Origin of the sequence: Microcoleus sp. T3_D1 (assembly GCF_036700405.1) — a bacterium.
Taxonomy (GTDB): domain Bacteria; phylum Cyanobacteriota; class Cyanobacteriia; order Cyanobacteriales; family Microcoleaceae; genus Microcoleus.
The window spans coordinates 1-17,064 of sequence record NZ_JAUBOV010000009.1 but is presented as its reverse complement, the minus strand read 5'-3'; the positions used below and the strand labels follow the sequence as shown (position 1 = coordinate 17,064).

Below are 17,064 nucleotides of genomic sequence, written 5' to 3'. Positions count from 1 at the left end.
GATGTAACGGATTTAACTCATATGTTGCACCATTCTCAATTAGCCTTTTATGAACAGGCAAGATGCCTGTTCCACAAAATATAAATTTTCTTGTGGAACAGGCATCTTGCCTGTTGCTGACAAGGGTGCAAGATATCAGATTTGACACTCCCCAGCAGTCAAGGCGAGGGGATTCTTGGTTCTGCGACCTACCTTAAAACTATCTATCCTTGCGGCAGTGTTTAAACCAGGTATCCGTTCAAAAGAACCAAATATCGAGCTTAATTTAGATAGCCTCGCGAGGGTTTGTCTCCCCAAGCTTTCGAGAATTGCTTCTCTTGTTTCTGTGTGCCCCACAGTACATTTTAAAAATAAAAAGTTTAGTCTCTGATTTTGGCTTACATTAGTTAGCCCAGCTATGTTTTTCGTGGTTTTCGCCACCCACTAACCATTATTGTTTTCCGACCTGTCGTTTGAGCGTGGTGTCTCATGTGTATCGGCGGTTATTCTACCTGTAGTATAGTTATTATACTCTACAATGAACACAATGCAAGAAAGTTCAAGAAAACAATTAACAAAAGTTGATAATTAATTAAAGCCGTCCTAGAAGGACGGGGCTTTAGACCCAATTTCTTGGTAACGGATGTCAGGAAGTTGAAAAAGGGAAGAGGGAAGAAGCAAGAAGGAAGAGGGAAAATTATTCCCTCTTCCAACTTAAAATTCAAAATTCAAACCTGAAAACTCTACCTCACACTACACTCCCAACAAGCTGCTTAGCGGCAAGTGCGATATTTGACGTGATAAACTAAACCGCGATGAGCCAAATCGAAAGAATCAACGGTGGCCATGCCGGCACCGCGGGCGGTCATCGCAGCATTTACTCTCATATTTACACTGTCGCCGCAGCGAGACCAAACATTAGCTACAGTGGCTAAGCTATCTCGAACATTGTAGTTAGTTTCGCCGCTGAAATTCCGATTAAAAACTGGGCCGCGCGCTCCAGCGAAAAAGTATTCTGCTCGCAGGTTGCCTGTGGTTCTAGGAGCAACGTAGCCGCGATAATCAGCATCGTAGATAGAAATTTGGTAGCCTTGGGGTACTTTGATGGGAATGCTCAGGTTGCAGCTTTTCCGGCTTTCTGTTGAGACATTTCCCTGGGCTGCAAACTTATCAAATAGGATGGTCAGTTCTTGACCGTCGGGGCTGACGCTGACGCTGGCGGAGCGATCGGGGCAACCGCTACCGCCGTAGCTTGCACCTAAAATTTGAACGGCAGGATTAGCCAAGGCGGGACTGATAGAAGCAGTCATTAATGCCGTAGCTAGCAATAGTTTTACAAACTTCATGGAGGTTATTCTTAATAAGTTCAGTTGTGTGTTAGGAGCACCCTAAAAAAAGGGAACTGAATTTAGATAATGTGTTTTAAACTTGGATATTGCCGCCTTCATGTTGAAACATGAAAAGCAAGTCAAGCCAAGCTTATGACCTCATGAGCAGTTCCTAGTCAGGTTTTTTCGATTAGTGAATTAACCGAACAAACAGGTTTTATGTTGATACTTCTTAAGATTCATATCGGTTGGTAAAAGTTCCGGAAGATTTCGGTGCGAAACTCCGGATCTGTGTTATTGGGCTGGGATGGAGCGCGAGAGAGCGAAACCAGTGGGGAGGCTTTTGGGCCCGGATCTGCGATCTTAGGAAGAGGAAACGAGAGAATGACATATTTGTGTATTTTCAAACCTCGCATACTTAGGAATGAGAATTAAATAACTTCCACAAGTTTGTGGGATGGGCGTCCCGCCCGTCCAAAAAGGACGGGCGGGACGCCCATCCCACAATAACAATTAAAATTGTAAGTTATTTAATTCGCGATCCTTAGTGTCGCTCTGGGCGGATGAAAGGCAATTGTCGGAGCAATTTTATTCGGGCGATATTGGTGTTTTCAATAGGGGTTTGATATAAGTAGTCCCGGACGCAGGGGCCGCAGAAACCGGGTTTTTTTGCGTCAAGAATGCCTCGATGGCTGATAAGTTAGAATAAAGCAAATTAATTATTCAAAAAAATGAGTGCTAAAGTTACTGTCATCGACCATCCTTTGATACAGCATAAGTTAACTCTCATGCGGCAAACTCAAACGAGCACGGCGAAATTTCGCCAACTGCTGAAAGAGATTGGAATGCTGCTAGCCTATGAAGTGACGCGAGATTTGCCGCTAAAATACGAACAAATAGAAACGCCGATCGCCAAAATGAATGCACCGGTGCTGGCTGCAGAAAAGAAAATTGTTATTATTTCGATTATGCGCGCCGGTCAGGGATTGTTAGATAGTATTTTAGAGCTGATTCCGTCTGCGAGGGTAGGACATATTGGTTTGTACCGCGATCCGACAACTCGGATGGCGATCGAATATTATTTCAAAGTTCCCCAGGATATCGAACAGCGAGATGTTTTAATTGTCGATCCGATGCTGGCTACTGGTAATTCAGCAGTGGCGGCAGTGGATAGGCTGAAAGAAGTTAATCCGAAGTCTATTAAGTTTTTGTGCTTGCTGGCGGCACCGGAGGGAGTGGGGCACTTTCACGAACAACACCCTGACGTGCAGATTTATACGGCTGCTGTTGACGAGTGTTTGGACGAGCACGGCTATATTGTACCTGGACTGGGAGATGCGGGCGATCGACTTTACGGCACTATGTGAATTCAATAAAATTATTTTCTGCTGTATATGTCAATACATTCATTAAAAAAAAAATACTAACATAACTATTGGTTTGATAGTGCCATACAATGTAAATTGTAAAATTTTAATGTCAGGAAAAGCCTATATATAGCAAGGGTTGTAGGTTTTTTTACATTAAATTCGTAAATTGCATTATCTCAATGTATTTACTGCATCTTATGGGTAAAATCTCTGCCTTTAGTGTAATTAATTGCCAACGGTTAGTTCATAAAATAGATGTATGATCCTAACCGTTTGCGATCGACTACTAACAATTCTTGGACGAGGAAAAAAGAATGGAGACTACAGCACAGAAAGAAGCCCCAACTCACCCTGTTGAGGAAGTGAAAATTCAGAATATCAACAGTTTGGAGTTTGAGCTTTGGGCTAAGGCCGTGAAACGGCAGATGATTGCAGCACTCTCTAAAAAGGGCGCGATTTGATATCTCTGGGTTTTTTGTGCACAGGTTGTGTTAATTAATTAAATTAACAAAATTATTGTCTGCATTGTTGTCCGAGTTCGAGAGGAGTAAGGGGAAGAGTTTTGAGATTGCGCTGCTTTCGTAGTTGCGGGAGGGGCAAAAGAAAGAATTTTCCTTTTTCCTAGTTTTGGACGTACAGGTGGAAGGAAGCCGGGTTTTTTTACGAGAATACTTCTGTTGCGATCGGCAGAAATGGTAAAAAACCCCGGTTTCTTTGTGTCATATCATGTCCGATCGAGTGACCGCGATTAAAAGGGCGGGTTTTTGAGATTGTCAATTATTGGCAGATATTTTTCGTGAGGGGAGCCCCTACCGTATTATGGGTAATCGACCGGACATAATATCAAGAGTGCCTCCCGGACTGTTCTATCTGCCGAAGGCTTTCTGTCAGATTACGATCGCTTGTCAACCGCCGCCAGCAAGCGCAGACTTCCGTCTTGAACCTGCACTGCTTTCACCGTTCCCACAGCAACTCTTTGTTGACCGTTAGCCATCGCTACCTCAATCTTAATCTTGGGGTCAGCCTGCAATCCCAGCCGCCCCCACAGCCACTTGACTTGAGTAGCAGGAAAAGAGCTCACTTCTACATCAGAAAAAGGCGAATTAACCCAGCGGCTACCGTCGTAAAAACTCGCTACCTGCACCTGATACCAAACTTGTTCTCCGGCCAATTTTAACTCGTTTTTTGGGTCGGGTTCCAGCCACTCAGCGGGATTGACACTGTTAATTAAAGTAGCAGAACCCATAATTTGACTCTTGTGGTCTTCTAGATTTTCAGCCTGAGAAACTGCTTCCTCAAGTTTGTTGACCAAATTCCGAATTCGACTTCTGGTTTCGCTGTCAGTATCTGATTGCTGGTCGAGCCAATTCATCGCCTCGCGAGTTCCGTCTTGAGAAGCTACAATCAGGGCGCCCCAAGCCTTGACATCGGCGTCAGCGGCATTCACTCTCAAGGCGGCGTCTATGCGGTTCCAGATCCGCCCGCTGTCATTTTTGAGGGTTGTGGCTATTTCGTGACTGTTACTCGGATCGGCTTCAAATACTTGCAAAGCTTCGGTCCAGCGGCCGTCGATCAATTCTGCGAGAACTTGTTGACCGGGACTGGCCCAAGATGCGATCGCCTGAGCCCGAGTAATTTTAGCGTGAAATTCGATCGTTTCTAGCTGAGCTTGCGCGACTGCAGGCCAATTTTTGCCAGCTTTCCCCTTCGCCACACGCATAACATTTAATGCTGGAGACCACAGCCCGCTTTTCGCCAGTCGCAGCCCATTTTTGTAAGTCTCGTCATTGAAGGCAAATTCTTCTAAAGAAATCGCCGTTAACTGAACTGGGTTCGGCAAAAATTTGCGCGGGCCAATTTGATAAAGGGTAAATTGCGGCTCTAAACCAACTGTTTGGTCGATCGCCAACTGCGGGTTTTCGCCCTTAACAATTTGCTGCCAATTCGGCGCTTGTCCGGCCGCACTCGCCCAATCCAACAGCGACATTAAATGATTTTGGCTGGGGTTGTAGCGAACGACTTGTCCGTAGGGAATTTTCTTGTCGCCCCGCATTAGTTGACCGCTGACATTAAACCAAATGCCGGAGGCGGGGGGCTTTCCGTCAAAGCGGCGCAGTTCTGTTAGGGGTAACGACTGATTCGAGGCTTGATTGTCAGATGTAGAGTCAGCTAAAGAAGCAATGACAAAAGATTCCGCAGGGCCTTCTACATTCACAGAACTTGCTAACTGAAAATACTGCTCTTTATCGGAACTGCGATCGGGAAGCTGCACCCGCTTGTACACCCGAAGTTCGACAATTTGACGGCAAGGATTTTTGCAAACAGTAGAAGCCTTAACAGTTCTTTCTACCATCACCGGCAATAGCAAATCGGAAATAGAATTATCGCGGGCTCGATCGACGGGAAGCGGCAGGGGTTCTCCGGTTACGAATCCCAATTTGCGGACGCTGGCTTTGATTTGATCGAGAGTTTGGATCGAATCTCTGCTACCTGTAGGCAGGCGCGACCATTCCGGTACAAACTCAGAGATCAACCTGTTGCCATTGGGATCGACAATTAGCTGATAACTCAGCCAAGCGCCGCCTCCCATCAAAGCTGCACAGCCACACAAGACGCTGAGGGCTGTCAAATTAGTTATCAGTCTTTTCCAGGGATATCTGGCGCGAGTTCGGGGAGTAGCTATTAGAAGCTGGGACTCTTGAAGATTTTTGGGGCGTCGGGTTTGGCGCCGCCGTCTTGTCGGAGGAGGAGCAACTTTTCGATTTTCTGGGGGTTTGGCTCGATTTTTTGAGGGGTTAATTTTGTGTTCCATCATGCCATTTTAGAATTTAGATTTTAGAATTTAGAGTTTAAAATTGCAATAGCCGATCGTACTGCCGACCTATGATATCCCAGGTGTATTGGCTTTCAACGAGCGATCGCGCGTTGACAGAGAGCTCCCGTCTTAGCTGCTGATTTTCAAACAAACTGGCGATCGCCTCAACATACTCCTGAACTTTGTTCGCCCGCAAGGCCCTTCTCGGTTGTGGGCCGCCATCGACGGCTAAACCCTCCAAACCTCGATCGCTAGCAACCACGGGAGTTCCCGCAGCCATCGCCTCCAAAGTTTTATTTTTAATCCCAAAACCAATCCGCATCGGCACCACACAAACAGCAGCTTGATGCAAATATTCTGCCACCCTTTGCACCCGACCTACTACTTGAATTCCGGGAAGTTCCCCCAAGGCGAGCACTTCCGGGACTGGCGAAGCCCCTACTAGGGTGAGGGTAGCATCCCGATAGCGCTGCTGCAAAGGCGGCAGTATTTGCAAACTCAGAAACCGCGCCGCGTCAATATTCGGCAAATTGTTCATTGCGCCTGCAAAAATTAAGGTGTGTCCTCCCGGATCGATCGACCGGTACGGAAATTGAGTTAAATCCACGCCGTTAGGAATTACATCTATGGGAGGTACAAAAAAATCTTGTTTTCCTCGCCCTCGAACCGGAGGCGACAGCAATTCTAGGAGTTGCTCTCTGTCTGTGGAGGTTGTCGCAACAATGCGGGAGAATTTGGAACAGTAGCGTTTTTCGTAGCGGGCGAGTAGCGGTAAATTTAGTCGATCGCGCAGGGGTTTTTCCGAGGTGCCGGTTGCTAACATTTCCCTGCAAGTTCCCCAAACGGAACTGTGAATGTTTGCCACTGTCAGCAGTTTTTGCCGCCATTCTGGACGCACGTAAATCTCGTTAACGCTGTGTTCGCAGGTGACAACATCGCATTTGCCTGCTGTTACCAATTCGTCTGCCCAATTCTGCATTGCTTGGGAGTAGCTTGAGAGTACGTTGGGAGGTGTTCCCGACTGCAAAAATCGACCGAATCTGTGGAATTTTCCTATTATTTCAGAGAACCCCCCCTCAGTCCCCCCTTTGTTAAGGGGGGGAGGCAAGAAGCCCTCCTCAAGCCCCTGGTTAAGGGCAGGAAATAACCCCCCCTCAGTCCCCCCCTTAACAAGGGGGGGAGGTAAGAATCCTTCCTCAGTCTCCTGGTGGAGTCTTAGCCCCCCCTTAGCAAGGGGGGGTTGGGGGGGTACTTGCGGGTTGGGAAAAACTGCTAATTCTGTGACTTGCTGGCGCAATGCGTCGATTTGTGCGTCGGTGACATCGGGCGATCGTACAGTGCCGAGAATTACATCATGTCGCCGGCTCAAGTATTGTAATAAATTAAACGTCCTTACCTGAGTTCCTCCGCGGCTGGGCGGATAGGGAAAAGTCGAGGAAAGCATCAAAATCTTCATGGGATGTGAAATAAATAAAGTTGCCGCTTGCGCGATAAAATTGATTGATAAAATCTTTTTAACAATCTTCGCACCTATGGACGAATTATCTGTTAAGGCGCTGCTGGAAGACTTGAAAAAGTCCGACGAAAGCGTGCGCGATCGGGCAACTACTGAACTCTGGCACACTTGGTTTAACCAGAAAGGTGACTATGGGATGCAAATTCTCAGGCGATCGCAAGTTTCGCTGGATGCAGGCGATGTTCACCACGCTTTGGATTTGCTGACGAAATTGATTGCGGAAGCGCCGGATTTTGCGGAAGCTTGGAACCGACGCGCCGTACTTCACTATACCCAAGGAAATTATAAAAAGTCGATCGACGACTGCGAAATTGTCCTCAAACTGAACCCGGTGCATTTTGGGGCGTTGCACGGTCTGGGTTTGTGCTACGCTGCCTTGGGAGAATACCTAAATGCTATTCAAGCTTTTCGTCGCGCTTTGGAAATTCAACCGTTTGCTTTGGTGAATCAAAAGTTAATTCTCGAATGTACGGCTCGTTTGAGTTAAAATTAATTTTCCTGGCCTGAAAAGTGTTAATGCCAAATTATAAGCTGCTACGCATTTAAATTGAATCCAGATCAGGGTTCTGGGGCCCTTTCCACAATAAGTGTAGAAAAAATGACTGTCAAATTAGATGCACAACAGCTTAGTCACTTTTTAGCAATCTAAAATCTAAAATCTAAAATCTAAAATCTAAAATTGTCTAAGTTAGTGCCGAAAATTAGTGTTTGCATTCCTACTTGCAATCGAGTCAATTTGCTAGCTAGTGCGATCGCCAGCGTGCTAGATCAAACTTATACAGATTTTGAATTAATTATCTGTGATGACGGTTCCACTGACAGCACTCCACTATTGATGTCGGAATTTGTCGTAGCTTGCGGGGCGGGACGCCATCGCGGGATTCGCTACATTCGCCACCCGCAGAATATCGGCAAGAGTAATAATATGCGATCGGGCTTTGCGGCAGCAAGGGGCAAATATTTTATCAAGTTTGACGATGACGATCGCCTGAGCGCGCAATTTCTAGAGCGGACATCTGCTATTTTAGATAAAGACCCCAGCATCGATTTTGTCAGTACCGATCACTGGGTGATCGACATTAACAACTATATTGATGAAAACCAGACGAAACTCAATTCGCAGCGGTGGGGGCGCACCGAGTTATCGGCTGGAATTATGGAAGATTTGCTATCTGCTGTTTTTCTCAGACAAAGTTTGCAAATAGGGGCGACTTTGTTTCGACGCCGCGCCCTGGAAGAAGTCGGATTTCTGCGGCCGAATTTGCAAAATTGCGAAGATAACGATTTGTTTGTGAGACTTGCGATTGCTGGCAAAAAGTGCTATTACTTGCCGGAGCTGTTGATGGAGTATCGAGTTCATGCAGGACAGCAAGGAGTCGATCGGGCAATTCCGTATTTAAGTGATAAATTGCGCTATTTGACGGGCTACGAGTTTGAGTCGGAGAAGTTGGAAACAGTCAGGCTCAAAAGGATTGCAGAAACTCAATTAGCGCTAGGTTTGCGGCTGATTGAGGTGGGTGAAACTGCAAAAGGGCGCCTGATGGTGCGGGCTGGAAAGTCTGTTTCTGCGGCGAAAATGTGGGCGGGTTTGGGATTGTCGTTGCTGCCCGTCGAGTTGCGTCCAAGGGCGTTTGAGTTCGTGCGGGAGTTGTTGAAACGGGAGTTGTAAAGGCGTAGGATTTCCACAGAATAACCGGCCGTTTCAACCGCCAAGTCTGATTACTTTCACAATACTCCTGACTCTAATTGGTCTAGATAGATAAACTCAGGAGCTTTAACTCCCGCTTCTTCTCTAATTTTAACCAGTCTAGGCGACTCAAAAAACGCCCTAGCATCTGCGATTGATGTCCACGCGGAGAAATGAACAATTTTGTTGGGTTCATTTTCATACTTCAAGACTTGATACGAACGCTCGCCCGCTTCTTTTCGGATGCTTTCAGCATTATCAAATACCTTTTTCCAAGCTTCATATTTTTCTACTTCATGAATAATTAATACATATTGCATAGCAGTCAGATTCTCTGATAATTTCAAAAATTTAAAAAATTAATTTGCTCAGACCAAATAACCTTCTATTCAAAAAGGATTAAAGAAGAGCGACTAAATTATACCTTATCTATATCAACAAAACTAACCGACGCGGGTTAAGATCGTGTTTATAGAAAACCGGGCGGTTGAAACCCCGTCTACATAAACAAAACCCGCCGATGCGGGTTCAAGATAGGTGGTTAAAATTACGTTTGACGCGGGTTATAATTATTGATTCTCTTTAGTCCGCGCAGGCGGACTTCGTTTGACAAGACGCGGTTTCAACCGCCTATTCCACTAAGTTTTCCCTAAATATCGTGTCTATATTTTCTGAAATTCCGACTGTGTGGCTGCAAATTTCCCTCGTGGGAGTCTGGCTGGGCTTGATTTTACTGGTAGCTGAGGGGTTAAATCGCTTTACTTCTGTCGATCCTGAAGTATCGCGGAAGGTTGTTCACATGGGTACTGGAAATGTGATTTTGCTGGCGTGGTGGCTGGAAATACCCGGTTGGGTGGGGATTTCGGCGGGAATTTTAGCAGGCGCGATCGCCCTAATTTCTTACCAAGTTCCGATTTTGCCGAGTCTTAACAGTATCAATCGGAAGAGTTGGGGAACTTTTTTCTATGCTGTTAGTATCAGCGTTCTCGTAGCTTGGTTTTGGCCGCTGCAACATCAGGAATACGCTGCTTTGGGCATTTTAGTGATGACTTGGGGCGACGGATTGGCTGCTGTCATCGGTCAGAAATACGGCAAACATATTTATCGAGTTTGGGGAATGCAGAAGAGTTGGGAAGGTTCTGGAACTATGTATTTGGTGAGTTTTGCTGTTAGCAGTTTGATTTTGCTGGCGGTTCAAGGCAATATTTGGCAAACTTGGGCTGTGTCTGCTGTTGTAGCTTTGGCTGCTGCTACTTTGGAGTCGGTTTCCAAGCTGGGAATTGACAATCTGACTGTGCCCATTGGCAGTGGGGCGATCGCCTTTTTCCTCAATCAATTTTTGATGATTGGTAATGTGTAATCTGAACTTCCCCCCCCCGCCGGCGGCGTTGCTGGATACAGGTATGAATTCAAGATTTCGCAATTGCTATAAGCCAAGTATGGTGAGTTTTGTAACTTCAAGCCACAAGGTAATTCCTACAGTGAATCAGCAACGCCAATTATCAATTGTCTAAGTTCCGTTAAAGCAGGCGACGTGCTTGTAAAATTTGTTGTTGCCATTGCTCGAAAGCGGGGATTTTTGAGCGATCGTCTGTGGGAAACATCGCCCTTATTTGCTCAATTAGCTCGATCGCCAGCGGTACGCCAAGCTGCAATTGTTCCAACACATCCCGCTGAGCAAAAACGCTTTCCGGTGTTCCTTCTAAAATCAATTTTCCTCGATCCATTACAAACACCCAATCTGCCCAGCGGTAGATGAAATCGAGGTCGTGACTTGCTAAAAGGATAGTGGTTCCGGCGCTGTGAATTTGTTGAAGTAAACCGATCAGTTGTCGGGTGTGACGCGGATCGAGATAGGCGGTAGGTTCATCTAACAGCAGCAGTTTGGGCTCCAGAACCATGATATCGGCGATGGAAACCCGCTTTTTCTGGCCCAAACTGAGATTGTGAATTGGTTCGCGGGCGAGTTCGCTTAGATCGAATTGCTCGATCGCCTGCTGCACCTGTTGAGCAATTTCGGATTCTCTCAAGCCTAAATTGTACAATCCATAGGAAATATCTTCTTCTACCGTCGAAGCTACTAATTGATGTTCGGGATTTTGAAAGACGAGTCCGATTTGTTGGCGCAGTTGCATCAAAGATTTGCGATCGTAGCGAAAGGGTTCACCTTGCCAGCTAATGATTCCCTGTTGCGGTTGATATAAGCCATTTGCTAACAGGAAAAAGGTAGTTTTGCCGCAGCCATTTTGACCGATCAGCCCGCAGCGTTTTCCAGCGGGGACTTTGAGGTTTAAATCATGAATTGCCGATCGCGAACCGCAGGGATAGGAGTAGGAAGTGCCAGCGAATTCGAGAATCCATTCAGACATATTCGTTATTTTTTATTTTTTATAGCCTTGTTCCCAGGCTCGGCCTGGGAATAAATACCCGGAGGCTATGCCTCCAATTACCGATTAGCGATGAATGATTACCAATTACCGATTACCGATTTCCCTTGTATTTGTGTCAGCCTCGATCGGATTTTGACAACTGCCAAAGTTGCATTTCATAACAGAGATGTTTCTCAAAAAGTTGGCCAGCCTCCAATCCTTCAACCACCAGCTTCTTGAACCAGCGACGAAATATCCAGCGCAGGAATTTGTGGACGGGCGGAACTGCGATCGCAATTAAATCTGCAACATAGAGCATTGTATTTAGTCCATATCGGCGGAAAGTATCGACATACAAATCGATTGTTGGCAAAATATGGGCGGAAATATCCTCTGTTTTTACTAAAGTGAATCCAGCCTGCTTTAAGGCTGCATGAAGTTCCGTAACAACATGACAATTAGAGAACATTCCCTCTTTATAATTAGCATCAGATCGCAGCATATCAGCCAGCAAAACGTAACCGCCCTGATTGAGGATTTTAGCGGCACCGTTAGCAATATCAACAGCCGACATATACTGGCTACTTTCGCTAAAGAGAATAAGATCGTAGAAATGGGTTGCTTTGAAGTCTTCAAACCTCGTGAGGTGGAAGATTGCCCGATCGCCCGTACACTTAAGAAAGCGCTGTTGTTGGAAAGGATCGGGTGCGAGCCCTTCGACTGCAAAACCTCGATCGAGCAAATAAGCCGCATTTCCGCCAATCCCGCAGCCCACATCGAGTATCGTATGAGTGCCCTTGGGGATAGCATCCAACAGTTTTACAGTATAAGCTTGCTGAGCGAGGCGCAATCGTGCGATCGTTAGTTCATCAGCGGGCACAGGTAGAGTTTCCCAATAGCCGTAGTGAAGGTAGGGCGAATCTGTCAGGCCCAAATAGTAATTAAGCGCTGCATTTTGGTAGCGAGTCACCTTGGAAATTTCGATGGATTTTGGCTGCGACATTCGGAAAATTTAGTAAGTTTTAGGATTTCGGGCAGAGTTGAAATTCTTCCCAGCGCTTGCATACTTGTTCATAGCACTCAACAGGAGAAATTGCCAAGTTTTGCAACAAATTGATATCAATCTGACCGTTGGCGATCGACAAAAATATAATTGCTGTCTTGGGTTCGTAGCTATCAATGATTTGGAGCAGATTTGAAACAGTGTTTTCCTCTATTTCTCGTTGTTGCAAATAAACGGTTGCCTCCAAGTCGGAAATAAATTGCAGCTCATACTTTATAGTATCTACGCTCCAATTCACAGAACCGTTAATGGGAGTATTGATTTTGCACGCAACCAAGCCTCGTCCTTGATGCAAAAAGCCATTCCAAGCAGTATGTCCGATCTGCAAAATATTCTGGTGAATAAACAAGTTTTGCCAGTAGCCAAAACTACCCTGCCAAACACTATCTTCAATTCGCATTTCTTTTCCATTAAAATAATATAAGCTTCAGAGCACAGATCGAATTACATCAGCGTTCATCTGTGTTTATCTGCTGATATCTGCGGTTAAAAAAGCCCAATGCAATAATTAAAAAAATAATAAACTCACCATCACCCATACCTCGCAGATGAAAAACATGATTGTAAACAAATCGGCGGGCATCCTGACTCAGAGATGCAACGATCTCATTACAGTTGCGGGACAGCGCCGGATTCGCACCGAACTTTCCCCCTTGCGTCTGATGTGTGTTTTTCATCAGAGCCGATCGATCTACGGGAATATTACCACTATTTGGGATATTTGACAAAAAACCGTCCGCCTATTCACCCAACTCAATATTTTCATACAAATCGGTCAGCGAAATTTCCACAGCAACAGATGTTAAACTCAGCCGATCGCCCATACAGCTATATTCCGAAAAAATCCACTTATTCGCTTCAGTTTTAGAATATTGCTCGACCTGTAGCCGATATTGGTCGATTAATAAATACTCCTGAAAACTAGGAATACTGCGATAGGCAGCAAACTTTTCATCGCGGTCATAAGCTTTGGTACCTTTAGACAGCACCTCAGCAATTAGCAGCGGATTGGTAATTGTATCCGTTCGTCCAGATTGCAGCTCGATCGGGCGGGCTACCACCATCACATCCGGGTAAGTATAATTATTAAGGTGTGGAACCCAAACCCGCTGATCCGATGCAAAAATACTGTAAGGTTTACCCTTAAGACTCACCCTCAAAATAGCATTTAAGATGCTCGTAATTTCATTGTGATCCGGTGTGCCGCCAGCCATCAGAACAATCTCCCCATTGATAAATTCATGCCGATCCTGAGAATTGATTTCTAATTCTAGGTATTCCTCAGCGGTGTAGGTTTTGGTTTCAACTTGCGCGATCATACACAACGCTCTCCTTTAATCTACTCATTTCAGTTTATCTTAAAAATTCTGCTAATTCAACAGAAAAGGAGAATTTAATCATGCTAAGAAACAGGCAAGATGCCTGTTCCACAAAGAGGGAATTTTTTTGTAGGGCGTGAGTTTGGCATCAAGAACAGGCAAGATGCCTGTTCCACAAAGATTGAATTTTCTTGGGGGGAGTAGGGGTTGGGCATCTTTCCCGCCCGTGCGATCGCACTTAACAAACTTACCGCAGCGGGACAAAGTTATAGCCAGTGCTTCCTCCTTGTTTAACTTGCACTAAAATCGGCTTACCAGCCCGATCGCCCGTGGGCAAAAACTTCACATCCTCGCTCGATCCTGGTGTCGAAAAACTCGCATTTCTGAGTGCTTGTTGCAATCCTTCCCGCGTATTGCTTTGCCGCAAGCCAGCGATGACAGCTTGAGTCGCGTCAAAACTCGTTGCTGTTCGCCAATTCACAATGCCTCCCCAACGCTGGCGGGCATTTTCTGGGAAACGGCTACCGGGATTAGTGTCAGGATGCCAGGGAACGGGCAAAACAAGCCCGTCAACGTCTTTTTGTCCGTCTTTTAAAGTTTGAAAGGTGTAGAGCGTAGTGCTGCCGTATAGTGGCAATTTGCCTCGATTGATGCGAGCCAGAGAGATGGCACGGTCAATGCGATCGATGTGGGGTGCTACCATCAATCCTTGTGCACCTTTGCTGACAGCATCGGCTAGGGCACTTTCGGGATTAAAAGAGGGTAAGGAAAAGTCGCAAACAGTGGGAACTAATTTGCCGCCAGCAGCAGTAAGAGATGCCACAAATTCATCTTTAAATGATATGTTATCCGGTGCTTGGGAGTCATAACAAATGGCAATATTAGTTTTGCCTGCTGTTTTGACTGCATATTCTGCTAAGGGAGCTGCCATTAAGCTAATATTGGGTACTGTCCGAAAGATGTAGCTGCCAAATCCTGATAGATTATTGGCAAAGCTCGTCGGTGTCACCATTACCAGTTTTTCTTGCTGATAGATCGGAGCAGCTTCGAGAGATGCGTTGCTAGCATTGTGTCCAATTACTGCTAGTATATTCCGATCGTTTGTTAATGCTTTTGCAACATCTCTGACCACTTCTGGACTGTTGTCATCGTTGACAATTTCTACTTGCAGTTTGGCACCGTTGATGCCACCGCTATTATTGATTTCCTCCTGAGCTTGGGCGACACCTCGGAGGATTTCTTGGGCAACATTGGGGTTGCTACCAATGGGGACGCTGACAGCAATTTTCAAGGAAGAACCATTGCTGGCGGTGGCATTATTCAAATAGATAATGGTTTCCGGGTCGTTGCGATGTTGTTGCAGCGATTTCTGAAAAGATTCGGCGGCAGCTTGGTAATTTCCCTCAGCAAAAGCTTGAACTCCTGCTTGTTTGTCAGGTGTTGCGTAGGATGTCAGCAATATCTGATTTCCCAAACTGATGCGATTGGCGATCGCTCCGGGTGCGATCGTTGTCGGTGTAGATGTAGATGTAGGTGTATTTGAAGTTTTAGCTTTCAATAAACCGGGAAGGAACTTGTATGCGCCAAACCCAATTAAGCCGATGGCAATAATAAAAACAATGGGCGGTGGGCTGTTTTTTTTGTTAGTATCTTGATACATGATTTTTTCTCTTTATTTTGATACTGTTATTATTCATTCAATTACTGTTTACGTCAATTCATATAATTCATTAATTAAGTTCATAAAAGTCATATTTGTAATAGCTGTTGCAGGAAGTGCGATCGCCCTTATTCAAATCCGGCCCGCTAAACTAACGAGAATACGAGAATTATCAACAATATTTCTGGACGCGCGGGCGATCGGAAACCGGGTTTTTGGCGAGAATACTTGGTTACAACCCGCAGATTCTGTAAAAACCCGGTTTCTTTGATTGTGATGCGTAACTCCCGTTGATATTAACCACCACCACCGCCACCGCCACCACCGCCACCGCCACCACCACCGCCACCACCGCCACCACCACCACTATCGCTGCTAGTGCTAATGACTGAAATTACTTCTTCGTACTCGCGATGGTAAGAGCAGTTTCGACAGTGGTGGGTAACTTGCCGCTTTCCTAAACTGCTAGTAGTTGCAGGAATCAAAACTTGATGAGTCCGTTGGAGCTTGAATGTTTTGCACTCAGGGCAGCGTCGTTGTGCAATGAATATGGCAATTGCTATAATGGGGAAAAACAGGTACCAAGTCATATAAAAAAATTGAGATTGGTTGCCAGTTTGTTGCCAACCAGGTTGAGGTATATTCAAAATCGCCTGGGGAAATGCAATCTGCACTTCTAATTCTTGTTCCGGTGGAATAGGCTGACTTGCAACAAATTCAAATGTTTTCGGATTTACTTGACGAGGAACTGCTGCTGCACCAAAATTCGTAAAGGAGAGAACTTTCCCTGACAAAGCATCTGGTAATTGCACCCTAACTTTTCCCGTATTAATCGGCGCTTTGCGACCTACCGCAATGGCTTTCCAATAAACTAGAGTCTTCTCACCATCTACCTGCAATCCGCCTACCACGCGATATTTGATGACAAAAGTATGTGAGTCTGGCGGTTTTAATTCATGTTGCCAACGAATCCAAAGTTCATTGTTTTCAATCCCCGTGCTACTCGGAATTATTTGATTATTTTCGGCGACGGTCACATCTTTAATTTCATCGACCTTATCTAAAGGAATATAGCGATATCGTTCAGTGTTGTAGTCGGCTGTAAACACATATTTTTGGGTTTCGGTGACTAACATATCTCCGTTTGTCTGAACGTCGATTGTGACGTTAATATTATCCCAGTAAAACGGTAGTTGTTGGGCTGCTGCATGAGTGACTGTGACCACAAATACGGTCAAAGAGGTCATTAAGAAATAAAGTATTTTCTTGAGGAGTCGTTGATTTATCATATAATTTGTAGGGGACAACTGTTGATTACAATTATTCAACAGGTTTCTTTTAAGGTCAATTCATTAAATTCATTAATTATGTTCATAAAAGTCATAGGTTTAGTCCCGTAGTCGGACAATCGAGTAGTTCAATAGTCCGACAGGGAATGAATTCCCTGTCTCAAAGCTAAAGTCCTCCTAAGAAACTCAATCTAACTGCGGAGTTTTAGCAACTAGCTCAAACCCAAAAGACTCCGCAGTTTTCGTAAGCTTAGAGACGATCCGTTGTCGGTATTTCTGTTCGTAATAGTCAGCACCTGCATCAGCATAAGCGGTTTTTGTACTCCAAAGGTGATAGAAGATGCGGGCTAGCTTGTGGGCAGCAGCGGTATTGGCCCCAGGGGCGCCCAATCGAGCGCGCAGCCGACGATAAAAAGCCCCCAAAGCTGATTGAGAGCGAGATAAAGATTGAGCAGCTAAACGGAAGGCATTGGCAGCCCGATTAACTACTTGACGGGTATGAGAACTTTTGACTTTACCGCCGGTAATCCTCGAACCTGGACACAACCCTAACCAGGAACAAAAGTGTTTAACGGTGGGAAAACGAGCAGCATCTAATCCGACTTCCGAGAGCAGGGTTTGTACTGTGAGGGCATCAAAACCAGGAATTTGGGTAAAATCTACTCCACT

The 17,064-nt window shown here is 45.5% G+C and carries 17 protein-coding genes and 1 riboswitch; of the genes, 6 read left to right on the top strand and 11 right to left on the bottom strand.

Annotated elements, in window-relative coordinates:
• Positions 1-62: 62 nt before the first annotated feature.
• A complete protein-coding gene (locus QT992_RS06570; RefSeq protein WP_333376738.1) occupies positions 63-197 on the top strand; it encodes a hypothetical protein in 135 nt (44 codons plus the stop codon).
• Between the two features lie 555 nt (positions 198-752).
• Here the strand turns inward: QT992_RS06570 and QT992_RS06565 are convergent.
• Positions 753-1,325, bottom strand: coding sequence for a DUF4360 domain-containing protein (locus QT992_RS06565; protein WP_333321235.1), 573 nt, complete (start codon positions 1,323-1,325; stop codon positions 753-755).
• A gap of 713 nt (positions 1,326-2,038) precedes the next feature.
• Here QT992_RS06565 and upp point away from each other — a divergent pair.
• The gene (upp, locus tag QT992_RS06560) at positions 2,039-2,674 is read left to right on the top strand and encodes a uracil phosphoribosyltransferase (protein ID WP_333291711.1); all 636 of its coding nucleotides are present in this window, start codon (positions 2,039-2,041) and stop codon (positions 2,672-2,674) included.
• A 317-nt stretch (positions 2,675-2,991) separates the two neighbouring features.
• The gene (locus QT992_RS06555) at positions 2,992-3,138 is read left to right on the top strand and encodes a hypothetical protein (protein WP_333317867.1); all 147 of its coding nucleotides are present in this window, start codon (positions 2,992-2,994) and stop codon (positions 3,136-3,138) included.
• Positions 3,139-3,569: 431 nt separating this feature from the next.
• Here QT992_RS06555 and QT992_RS06550 read toward each other — a convergent pair whose 3' ends face one another.
• Together QT992_RS06550 and QT992_RS06545 are read right to left on the bottom strand one after the other, a co-directional pair.
• Entirely contained in the window at positions 3,570-5,492 is a 1,923-nt protein-coding gene (locus QT992_RS06550; RefSeq protein WP_333317865.1) for a hypothetical protein, read from the bottom strand.
• A gap of 34 nt (positions 5,493-5,526) precedes the next feature.
• On the bottom strand, positions 5,527-6,948 hold the full coding sequence (locus QT992_RS06545) for a glycosyltransferase family 4 protein (RefSeq protein WP_333342312.1): 1,422 nt from the start codon (positions 6,946-6,948) through the stop codon (positions 5,527-5,529).
• Positions 6,949-7,024: 76 nt separating this feature from the next.
• On the opposite strand from QT992_RS06545, the gene QT992_RS06540 reads away from it, so the two are divergent.
• Together QT992_RS06540 and QT992_RS06535 are read left to right on the top strand one after the other, a co-directional pair.
• Complete coding sequence (locus QT992_RS06540; RefSeq protein ID WP_333317860.1) at positions 7,025-7,495, top strand: tetratricopeptide repeat protein; 471 nt, start codon at positions 7,025-7,027, stop codon at positions 7,493-7,495.
• 204 nt (positions 7,496-7,699) lie between these two features.
• On the top strand, positions 7,700-8,677 hold the full coding sequence (locus tag QT992_RS06535; protein ID WP_333342314.1) for a glycosyltransferase family 2 protein: 978 nt from the start codon (positions 7,700-7,702) through the stop codon (positions 8,675-8,677).
• Between the two features lie 56 nt (positions 8,678-8,733).
• On the opposite strand, the gene QT992_RS06530 is transcribed toward QT992_RS06535, so the two are convergent.
• Entirely contained in the window at positions 8,734-9,015 is a 282-nt protein-coding gene (locus QT992_RS06530) for an antibiotic biosynthesis monooxygenase (protein ID WP_333317858.1), read from the bottom strand.
• A 338-nt stretch (positions 9,016-9,353) separates the two neighbouring features.
• Between QT992_RS06530 and QT992_RS06525 the strand changes: the two genes are divergently transcribed.
• A complete protein-coding gene (locus QT992_RS06525; protein WP_333342309.1) occupies positions 9,354-10,055 on the top strand; it encodes a diacylglycerol/polyprenol kinase family protein in 702 nt (233 codons plus the stop codon).
• Positions 10,056-10,215: 160 nt separating this feature from the next.
• Here QT992_RS06525 and QT992_RS06520 read toward each other — a convergent pair whose 3' ends face one another.
• The 7 genes from QT992_RS06520 to QT992_RS06490 all read right to left on the bottom strand — a co-directional run.
• Positions 10,216-11,064, bottom strand: a complete 849-nt coding sequence (locus QT992_RS06520; protein WP_333317854.1) for an ABC transporter ATP-binding protein — start codon at positions 11,062-11,064, stop codon at positions 10,216-10,218.
• A 136-nt stretch (positions 11,065-11,200) separates the two neighbouring features.
• On the bottom strand, positions 11,201-12,067 hold the full coding sequence (locus QT992_RS06515; protein WP_333317853.1) for a methyltransferase domain-containing protein: 867 nt from the start codon (positions 12,065-12,067) through the stop codon (positions 11,201-11,203).
• 19 nt (positions 12,068-12,086) lie between these two features.
• Complete coding sequence (locus tag QT992_RS06510; RefSeq protein WP_333342307.1) at positions 12,087-12,527, bottom strand: hypothetical protein; 441 nt, start codon at positions 12,525-12,527, stop codon at positions 12,087-12,089.
• A gap of 157 nt (positions 12,528-12,684) precedes the next feature.
• A riboswitch (cobalamin riboswitch) is annotated at positions 12,685-12,829 on the bottom strand.
• Between the two features lie 38 nt (positions 12,830-12,867).
• The gene (locus QT992_RS06505; RefSeq protein WP_333342305.1) at positions 12,868-13,446 is read right to left on the bottom strand and encodes a Uma2 family endonuclease; all 579 of its coding nucleotides are present in this window, start codon (positions 13,444-13,446) and stop codon (positions 12,868-12,870) included.
• Between the two features lie 247 nt (positions 13,447-13,693).
• Complete coding sequence (locus QT992_RS06500; protein ID WP_333342303.1) at positions 13,694-15,106, bottom strand: ABC transporter substrate-binding protein; 1,413 nt, start codon at positions 15,104-15,106, stop codon at positions 13,694-13,696.
• Between the two features lie 296 nt (positions 15,107-15,402).
• Positions 15,403-16,395, bottom strand: coding sequence for a DUF2207 domain-containing protein (locus QT992_RS06495; protein ID WP_333342301.1), 993 nt, complete (start codon positions 16,393-16,395; stop codon positions 15,403-15,405).
• Between the two features lie 186 nt (positions 16,396-16,581).
• Positions 16,582-17,064, bottom strand: a 483-nt coding sequence (locus QT992_RS06490) for a transposase (RefSeq protein WP_333336827.1), incomplete at its 5' end; no start/stop codon positions are given.

What these genes read in the sequence shown, in the direction of transcription:
- QT992_RS06570 (WP_333376738.1), top strand. Translation starts at nt 63, where the DNA reads ATGCCTGTTCCACAAAATATAAATTTTCTTGTGGAACAGGCATCTTGC.
- QT992_RS06565 (WP_333321235.1), bottom strand. Translation starts at nt 1,325, where the DNA reads ATGAAGTTTGTAAAACTATTGCTAGCTACGGCATTAATGACTGCTTCT.
- upp (WP_333291711.1), top strand. Translation starts at nt 2,039, where the DNA reads ATGAGTGCTAAAGTTACTGTCATCGACCATCCTTTGATACAGCATAAG.
- QT992_RS06555 (WP_333317867.1), top strand. Translation starts at nt 2,992, where the DNA reads ATGGAGACTACAGCACAGAAAGAAGCCCCAACTCACCCTGTTGAGGAA.
- QT992_RS06550 (WP_333317865.1), bottom strand. Translation starts at nt 5,492, where the DNA reads ATGATGGAACACAAAATTAACCCCTCAAAAAATCGAGCCAAACCCCCA.
- QT992_RS06545 (WP_333342312.1), bottom strand. Translation starts at nt 6,948, where the DNA reads ATGAAGATTTTGATGCTTTCCTCGACTTTTCCCTATCCGCCCAGCCGC.
- QT992_RS06540 (WP_333317860.1), top strand. Translation starts at nt 7,025, where the DNA reads ATGGACGAATTATCTGTTAAGGCGCTGCTGGAAGACTTGAAAAAGTCC.
- QT992_RS06530 (WP_333317858.1), bottom strand. Translation starts at nt 9,015, where the DNA reads ATGCAATATGTATTAATTATTCATGAAGTAGAAAAATATGAAGCTTGG.
- QT992_RS06520 (WP_333317854.1), bottom strand. Translation starts at nt 11,064, where the DNA reads ATGTCTGAATGGATTCTCGAATTCGCTGGCACTTCCTACTCCTATCCC.
- QT992_RS06515 (WP_333317853.1), bottom strand. Translation starts at nt 12,067, where the DNA reads ATGTCGCAGCCAAAATCCATCGAAATTTCCAAGGTGACTCGCTACCAA.
- QT992_RS06510 (WP_333342307.1), bottom strand. Translation starts at nt 12,527, where the DNA reads ATGCGAATTGAAGATAGTGTTTGGCAGGGTAGTTTTGGCTACTGGCAA.
- QT992_RS06505 (WP_333342305.1), bottom strand. Translation starts at nt 13,446, where the DNA reads ATGATCGCGCAAGTTGAAACCAAAACCTACACCGCTGAGGAATACCTA.
- QT992_RS06500 (WP_333342303.1), bottom strand. Translation starts at nt 15,106, where the DNA reads ATGTATCAAGATACTAACAAAAAAAACAGCCCACCGCCCATTGTTTTT.
- QT992_RS06495 (WP_333342301.1), bottom strand. Translation starts at nt 16,395, where the DNA reads ATGATAAATCAACGACTCCTCAAGAAAATACTTTATTTCTTAATGACC.